Consider the following 8,016-nt stretch of genomic DNA (forward strand, 5'->3'; position numbering starts at 1 on the left):
ACGGATCAGCCCGTCACGGGATCAGCAGCAGCTTCCCGGTGGTCTTGCGCCCCTCCAGGTCGTCGTGCGCCCGAGCCGCGTCCGCCAGCGGGTACCGGCCGCCGATCCGCACGTCCAGCTTCCCGCCCAGCACCGCGTCGAACAGCTCCCCGGTCCGCCACGCGCGCTCCTCGGCGTCGAGCACGTGCGCGGCCAGGGTCGGCCGGGTCAGGAACACCGACCCGGCCGCGTTCAGCCGCTGCGGGTCCACCGGCGGCACCGGGCCGCTCGCCGCGCCGTACAGCGCCAGCACCCCGCGCACGCGCAGGCTGGCCAGGCTGCCGTCGAACGTGCTGCGCCCGACGCCGTCGTACACCGCCGCCACGCCCTCGCCGCCGGTCAGCTCGCGCACCCGCGCGGCGAAGTCCTCCCGGTCGTACCGGACCACCTCGTCCGCGCCCGCCCCGCGCGCCAGCTCCGCCTTCGCGTCGGTGGACACCGTCGCGATCACCCGCCCGCCGCGCGCCTTCGCCAGCTGGGTCAGCAGCAGCCCGACCCCGCCCGCCGCCGCGTGCACGAGCACCGCGTCACCCGCCTGCACCGGGTAGGTCGACGCGACCAGGTAGTGCGCGGTCAACCCCTGGAGCAGCAGCGCCGCCGCCACCTCGTCCGACACCCCCTCGGGCACCGGCACCACCGAGGCCTCGGGCAGCACGACCTGCTCGGCGTAGCTGCCCGGCGCCGAGTACCAGGCCACCCGGTCGCCCACCGCGACCCCGTCGACGCCCTCGCCGACCGCCCGCACCCGGCCCGATCCCTCCTGGCCCAGCCCGAACGGCAGCGGCACCGGGTACAACCCGGACCGGTGGTAGGTGTCGATGTAGTTGACCCCCGCCGCGGCCACGTCGACCAGCACCTGCCCGGCGCCCGCCTCCAGTGGCCCGACCTCGGCGTGCTCCAGCGCGTCGGACCCGCCGTGCGCGCGAACCAGGACCGCCTTGGGCATTACCGCACCTCCTCAGCTCTCAGCACCGCTCCTGCAACGACCGCGCTCGCTCGATCCCGCCGCGCGAACCCGGCTCCACGCCCTCCAGCGCGACCGGCGGTCGCGCTGTTCCCGCGCGACCACCGGTCCCACCCACCGGTACTACCGCCCCAGCACGACCTGCCGCGCCAACCCCAGCGGCAGCGCGCCCGACCCGGCGATCAGGTCGTGGAACTCCCGCAGCGTCCCGCGCCCCTCGGCCAGGTACTCGCCCCGGATCCGCTCGATCTCCAGCGCGCCGGTCAGGTAGGACGGCGCCTGCGTCGGCCACGCGCAGTACCGCGTCACCTCGCCCTCGGCGGTGCCCGGCGTCAGCGACGCCTTGGTCACCATGAACTCCTCGGCCTGCGCCACGCTCATGTCGCCGCAGTGCAGCGCCGTGTCCACCACCATCCGCGCCGCCCGGAACAGCCGCGCCTCCACGTGCGCCAGCTCCTGCGCCCGCTCGGTGAAGTACCCCTCCTCGCGCAGCAGCTTCTCCGAGTACAGCGCCCAGCCCTCGGAGAAGTACGGCGTCCGGAACACCTTGCGCACGGTCCGGTCCTGCGCCGCCAGCCACGACAGGTGCCAGTGGTGGCCGGGGTACGCCTCGTGCACCGCGATCGTGGCCAGCTGCGACCGCGAGTTGGTGCGCAGCCGCTGCACGACCTGGTCGGCGGTGAACGCCTCGGGCGGGGTGGGCACGAAGAAGTGCCCGAGCCGCGAGGCGGTCAGCGGCGGCGGCTGCATGTACGAGGCCACCGACAGCACCGGCCGCTGGAACGCGGGGGAGGGCACCACCCGGCACTCCTCGCCGTCGGCCAGCGTCACCAGCCCCCGCTCGACGAGGAACTCCCGCGCCCGCCGCGTCTCCGCCTCGTACTCGGCGCGCATCGCCTCCGGCGTCGGCGGGTGGTCCTCCTGCAGCGCGAGCATCACCGAGTGCCAGTCGTCGGCCCCGGCCAGCGCCCGCATCTCGGCCTCCAGCTCCGCGTACGCGGACCGGCCGCGCTCGTGCAGCTCCGAGGCCCCGTAGCCGAGCAGCTCCTGCTCGGTCAGCAGCCGCGAGTACAGCGCCTCGCCCATCCGCCAGTCGCCGCGCGCGGTCTCCGCGAACGACTCCAGGAACGCCGCCAGCTCGTCGAACGCCGCCGCCGCCGGTTCGGCCGCCTCGGCGACCCGCGCCCGCAGGTCCGGGTCGGACACCTCGGACGGCAGCGTCCCGGTCAGGAACGCCCGCCCGGCGCGGGCCTGCGCCGCGCCCCGCAGCACGATCTTCGGCGCGGCCAGCTCCGGCGACAGGTTCGCCCGGCACGCCGCCAGCACCGAGGGCACCTCGGCGAGCCTGGCCAGCACCGACCCGACCAGCTCCGCCTCGGGCCGCAGCCGGTGCAGGAACGCCGAGAACAGCGGGAACAGCACCGCGCCGGTGTACACGGACGGGTCGCGCCGCCACGACGGCCACTCGGCCTTGGCGCGCGCCCCGCGCAGCACCGACACCACCAGCGCCCGGTCCACCGCGTCGGCGGGGTCGGTCGGGGTGGCCTCGCTGAACCGGTCGAGCCAGGTCAGGGCCTCCCGCTCCTGGGCGAGGAAGGACTCGGCGGTGAAGTCGCCGAGCGTCCGGTCGTGGTCGAGCGAGCCGAGCATGGCCGCCGAACCTGGGTTCGCGTCGAAGTGCCAGCGGAGGAAGCCGTCGACGAGCTGCGCGTGGGTCGTGGATTCGGTCACGTGCACGGAAATTACCCGCAGCACCTACCCTGGCGTGCGTGGCAGAGGACAAGAAGATCGCTGGAGGCGTCCGGGCGGCGTCGGCTTTCGTGGCGGCCCACGGCAAGCCGTCCCGCGCCGTCGTGGAGAACATCGGGCGGGCGGGCGCGCGCGTCGTGCTGGTCGGCGCGGACGGCGCCATGGGCGACGTGGTCCTGCCCGACGTCGAGACCGCCGAGAAGGTCGTGGCGGCCGTCGCGGACCTGGACGCGGCCGAGTGGGACCGCGAGACCACCGAGGCGCTGAAGATCGGCCCCGAGCACCGCAGGAAGATGGCTCGCCGGTGAAGGTGGTCCTCAGCACCTGCGGGCTGCTGCCCGACGGCGACGTCGACGACGCGCCCCTGGTCGAGGCGCTGGCCGACCTGGGCGTGCACGCGGGCTTCTCGGTATGGGACGGCCCGGACGAGGGCGCCGCCGCCGACCTGGTGGTCCTGCGCAGCCCGTGGGACTACCCGGAGAAGCTGGACGCGTTCCTGTCCTGGGTCGACTCCACGCCCGCGCTGGCCAACCCGGCCCACGTGGTCCGCTGGAACATCGACAAGACCTACCTGGTCGCGCTGGCCTCGGACGGGGTCGCCGCGGTGCCGACCGCGCTGGCCACCGCCGGGTTCGCCGACTGGCCGCGCGACGTCGAGTTCGTGGTGAAGCCGACCGTGGGCGCGGGCTCGCGCGGCGCGCTGCGGATCGCCGCGAACGACGTGGCGACCGCCGAGCGGCACCTGGCGGAGCTGGCCGCGCCCGCGCTGGTGCAGCCCTACCAGTCCGGGGTGGACAGCGCGGGCGAGACGGCGCTGGTGTTCTTCGCGGGCCGGTACTCGCACGCGTTCACCAAGGGCCCGATGCTCACCGAGGACGCGGTCTACGACGAGACCGGCCTGTACCTCCTGGAGCGCCTGGGCCCGGCCGCGCCGCCCGCCGCGTACCGCCGCCTCGCCGAGGACGTCCTCGACGCCGCCACGGCCCGCTGCGGGCTGCGCCGCTCGGAGCTGCTGTACGCGCGGGTCGACCTGATCCCCGGCCCTGGCGGCGCCCCGCTGCTGCTGGAGCTGGAGCTGGTCGAGCCCGCCCTGGGCTTCCGCCAGGCCGACGCGGGCGCGCCGCTCCGCTTCGCCTCGGCGATCCGGGCCGCGCTGGCCCGCTGCCCCCGCCCCCGGAACGACCGGTGGCCCGCGCCCCGGTCAGGCGCGGGCCACCGGTCGTTCACCCGATCAGGGCGGACCTCAGGGCTGCAAGCCGGACCCGATCCCGGTCAGCGACCGGACCTCCATCTCGGCCTGCTTCGCCGGGTCCGCCTCCTCCTTGGACAGGATCGTCCCCAGCCAGCCGCACAGGAACGACAGCGGGATCGACACCAGGCCGGGGTTGTCCAGCGGGAACCAGTGGAAGTCCACGTGCGGGAAGATCGCCGTCGGCGACCCGGACACCGCGGGGGAGAACGCGATCAGCACCACGCACGACCCCAGGCCGCCGTACAGCGCCCACAGCGTGCCGTTGGTGTTGAACCGCTTCCAGAACATCGAGTACACGATCGTGGACAGGTTCGCCGACGCGGCCAGCGCGAACGCCAGCGCCACCAGGAACGCCACGTTCTGCCCGTTGGCCACGATGCCGCCGCCGATCGCCAGCACGCCGACCACCACGGCGGTCAACCGGGCGACCCGCACCTCGGAGCGCGGGTCGGCCTGCCCGCGCTTGATGACGTTCGCGTACACGTCGTGCGCGAACGAGGCCGACGCGGTCATGGTCAGACCGGCCACCACCGCCAGGATCGTCGCGAACGCCACCGCGCACACGATGCCCAGCAGCACCGTCCCGCCGATGTGGAACGCCAGCAGCGGCGCGGCCGAGTTCTCCCCGCCCGGCGCCTTGCTGATCGAGTCCTCGCCGACCAGGGCCAGCGCGCCGAACCCGATGACCAGCGTGCACAGGTAGAACGTGGCCATCAGCGAGGTCGCCCACACCACCGAGCGCCGCGCCTCGCGGGCGTTCGGCACGGTGTAGAAGCGCATCAGCACGTGCGGCAGGCTCGCGGTGCCCAGCACCAGCGCCAGCGCCAGCGAGATGAAGTCCAGGTGCGCGATCGCGGAGCCGCCGTAGCGCGCGCCGGGCGCCAGCACCTCGTCGCCCAGCGGCGAGCGCCTGCTCGCGGTCTCCAGCAGCGCCGACAGGCTGAAGCCGAACTTGCCGAGCAGGAACACCGTCAGCATGGTCACGCACAGCAGCAGCAGGACGCCCTTGATGATCTGCACCCAGGTCGTGCCCTTCATGCCGCCGACCAGCACGTACAGCACCATGACGACGCCCACGACCGCGATGACCAGCGCCTGCCCGGCCTCGTTCTGCACGTCCAGCAGCAGCGAGACGAGCGCGCCCGCGCCCGCCATCTGCGCGATCATGTAGAAGAGCGAGATGACGAGGGTCACGTTGGCGGTGGCCGCGCGGACGGGCCGCTGGCGCATCCGGAACGCCAGCACGTCCCCGAGGGTGAACCGGCCGGTGTTGCGCAGCCGCTCGGCGATGAGCATGAGCCCCACCAACCAGGACACGACCCAGCCGATGGAGTACAGGAACCCGTCGTACCCGTTCACCGCGATGCTCCCGGAAATGCCCAGGAAGGACGCGGCGGAAAGGAAGTCGCCGGAGAGCGCGACGCCGTTCTGCGAGCCGGTGAAGCTGCTCCCGGCGGCGTAGTAGTCGGACGCGCTCGCGTTCCGGGCGCCCGCCCGGTACACCACGAACAGCGTGATCAGCACGAAGACGCCGAACACGCCCAGGTTGACCGCCGTGTTGGCGCCCATCAGATGCCGTCCTCGTCGGTCAGCTCGCGGACCGCGGCGACCCTGGGGTCCAGCCGGAGCCTGGCGTATCGGGAGTAGCCCAAGGTCAGGGCGATGGTGGTGACGAACTGGAGCAGTCCGAGCAGCAGGCCGACGTTGACCACGCCGAACACCCTGGTGGCCATGAAGTCGGGCGCGAACGCGGACAGGCCCACGTACGCGAGGTACCACGCGAGGAATCCCAGGATGGCGGGCACGACGAACAGAGCGGTGCGCCTGCGCAGTTCCCGGAAATCCTCGCTCTGCTGAATCGCGACGTAATCCGGATTGCCGTCCTCGTCGACGAGCAGAGCGGGTGCGGGATCGTCGAAAGTGGCGAATCCCCGCGCGTCCGCCCGCTGGTACCGGGATTCCACCGGTGGCGGAAACGCCTTGGTCATCAATCCTCCACGCGGATTCGCGGCACGGGCCCGTGCGGCTGCACGGCGGCTGCGGGCGCTCAGCGTAACCGCGTCCGGTCAGCTGTCCAACGGCCTGTGCGGAGTGTCGCCGCGCGTGTCGTATCTGTTAACACCTGCGGCTTCCGACCCGCGTAAACGGGGTTTCTCGAAAATTTCTCACATAGTGTGATCCGCCGAACGGTTGAGATCAGGACGACTGGTCGTTGTCGTTCGGGCGTTCACGACCTACTATCTCGCAGCAGCCTTCCCCGCCTGCCGTAAAGGCCGGTGTGGTTTTGGCTGTGCGGTGAATCGACCTTAAGAAACTCCGGGGCTGCTTGGTGACTGGCGACAACAGCACGCGCAGGCAATGGCGGACCGCCGTCGCCGACTGGCGGAATTGGCGGCTGCCGGTCAAGCTGGCCGCCGTCCTCGCGGTACCCGTGCTCGTCGCGCTCGGCTCGGGCCTGACGCAGATCGGGACCGACGTGCGCGCCGCCGACGGCTACGCGAACATGCAGCGCCTGGTGTCGCTGCGCGCGGGGCTGACCCCGCTGGTCGCGAGCGTCCAGGACGAGCGGGCGCTGTCCGCCCAGCGCGCCGAGGGCGCGGGCGTGGACAAGCGCAACTTCGACGCCGTCACCAACGAGACCGACCGCGCCGCCAACGCCGTGCGCGACCTGGTCCGCAACACCCCCACGCTCGGCCCCGTCGCCGAGGCCCGCTACCGCGACGCGCTCGTCCAGCTGGACGGCCTGCCGCAGCTGCGCGACCGGGTCTCCAGCGGCGGCGTCGACCTCGCGGGCGGCATCGGCGCCTACTCGGTGGTCATCCGCTCCCTCACCGACTTCGACCAGGCCATGGTCGGCGACTTCGGCGACGCCTCCCTCACCGGAACCGCGAACGCCCTGCACAACCTGGCCATGACCGGCGAGCAGGTCTCCTGGCAGCAGGCCACCGTCCTCGCGGGCGTGAGCCGCCGGGGCCTGCTGGACACCGAGAAGACCATGCTGGAGCAGTCCTGGACCCGCTTCCAGGACAAGGTCGCCGAGTTCACCGCGGTGGCCACCGCCGACCAGCAGGCCGACTTCCGCAGCACCGTCGCGGGCCCCGAGGTGGACACCCGCAACCGGCTGCTCCAGGGCGTGCGCACCGACCCCGGCACCGTGCGCACCCAGGTGCCGGTCAAGGACTGGAACACCGCCTCCAGCTCGACCCTGTCGCGCATCGAGGTCGTCATGTCCCGCCTCGGCGGCGAGCTGCTGCGCGCCTCCGCCAGGCTCCAGGACTCCACCAGCAACCGCGCGGGCGTGGCCTCGGTCATCCTGCTCGCCTCGCTGTTCTCCGCGGGCGCCATCGGCTTCGTCGTCGGCAGCTACCTGCTGCGCTCGCTGCGCACCCTGCGGGTGGCCGCCCTCGACGTCGCGAACAACCGCCTGCCCGAGCTGGTCACCCAGCTGCGCGAGGGCGGCGTGCGCACCGGGATCGAGCCGGTGCCGGTGCACACCACCGAGGAGTTCGGCCAGCTGGCCCGCGCGTTCGACGCCGTGCACAGCCAGGCCGTCAGCTCCGCCGCCGAGCAGGCCGAGCTGCGCGCCGGGATGCGCAACGCGTTCATCAACCTCTCCCGCCGCAGCCAGGGCCTGGTCGAGCGCCAGCTCAAGCTCATGGAGGAGATGGAGCGCCAGGAGGAGAACCCGGACCAGCTGGCGAACCTGTTCAAGCTGGACAACCTGGCGACCCGGATGCGCCGCAACAACGAGAACCTGATGGTGCTCTCCGGCAGCGACGTGGCCCGCCGGTTCACCCGGCCGGTGCCGCTGGCCGACGTGCTGCGCGCCGCCGGGTCCGAGATCGAGCAGTACCACCGGGTGATGGTGCAGACCGTCCCGCCGGTCGACGTGGTCGGCTACGCGGCGGGCGACCTGGTCCGGCTCGTCGCGGAGCTGCTCGACAACGCCACCGCGTTCTCCCCGCCCGGCACCCAGGTGATCGTCAGCGGTCGGCCCCGACCGGGTGGCGGC

At 72.9% G+C, this 8,016-nt stretch carries 6 protein-coding genes and 1 pseudogene; 3 read left to right on the forward strand and 4 right to left on the reverse strand.

Annotated features, from left to right (window positions below; translation table 11 throughout):
• Window positions 1–13: 13 nt before the first annotated feature.
• Both ACTUAL_RS14450 and ACTUAL_RS14455 read right to left on the reverse strand, forming a co-directional pair.
• Window positions 14–985 (reverse strand): quinone oxidoreductase family protein, encoded by a 972-nt coding sequence (locus ACTUAL_RS14450; protein WP_440900604.1) that lies wholly within the window; start codon window positions 983–985, stop codon window positions 14–16.
• A gap of 141 nt (window positions 986–1,126) precedes the next feature.
• Entirely contained in the window at window positions 1,127–2,734 is a 1,608-nt protein-coding gene (locus tag ACTUAL_RS14455) for a DUF885 domain-containing protein (RefSeq protein ID WP_440900605.1), read from the reverse strand.
• Window positions 2,735–2,772: 38 nt separating this feature from the next.
• Here ACTUAL_RS14455 and ACTUAL_RS14460 point away from each other — a divergent pair, with 38 nt between their 5' ends.
• Window positions 2,773–3,060 (forward strand): hypothetical protein, encoded by a 288-nt coding sequence (locus tag ACTUAL_RS14460; RefSeq protein WP_440900606.1) that lies wholly within the window; start codon window positions 2,773–2,775, stop codon window positions 3,058–3,060.
• A pseudogene (locus ACTUAL_RS14465) lies at window positions 3,057–3,911 on the forward strand (hypothetical protein); the annotation flags it as partial. The gene ACTUAL_RS14460 and the pseudogene ACTUAL_RS14465, both read left to right, overlap by 4 nt.
• 84 nt (window positions 3,912–3,995) lie before the next feature.
• Here ACTUAL_RS14465 and ACTUAL_RS14470 read toward each other — a convergent pair.
• Both ACTUAL_RS14470 and ACTUAL_RS14475 read right to left on the reverse strand, forming a co-directional pair.
• Entirely contained in the window at window positions 3,996–5,573 is a 1,578-nt protein-coding gene (locus ACTUAL_RS14470; RefSeq protein WP_096496065.1) for a solute symporter family protein, read from the reverse strand.
• Window positions 5,573–5,992: a DUF485 domain-containing protein gene (locus tag ACTUAL_RS14475; RefSeq protein WP_096496064.1), complete on the reverse strand. Its 420-nt coding sequence runs from the start codon at window positions 5,990–5,992 to the stop codon at window positions 5,573–5,575. Before ACTUAL_RS14475 ends, ACTUAL_RS14470 begins: the two co-directional genes overlap by 1 nt.
• 341 nt (window positions 5,993–6,333) lie before the next feature.
• Between ACTUAL_RS14475 and ACTUAL_RS14480 the strand changes: the two genes are divergently transcribed.
• Window positions 6,334–8,016, forward strand: a 1,683-nt coding sequence (locus ACTUAL_RS14480; RefSeq protein WP_440900607.1) for a nitrate- and nitrite sensing domain-containing protein, incomplete at its 3' end; no start/stop codon positions are given.

This window comes from Actinosynnema sp., from assembly GCF_052038725.1.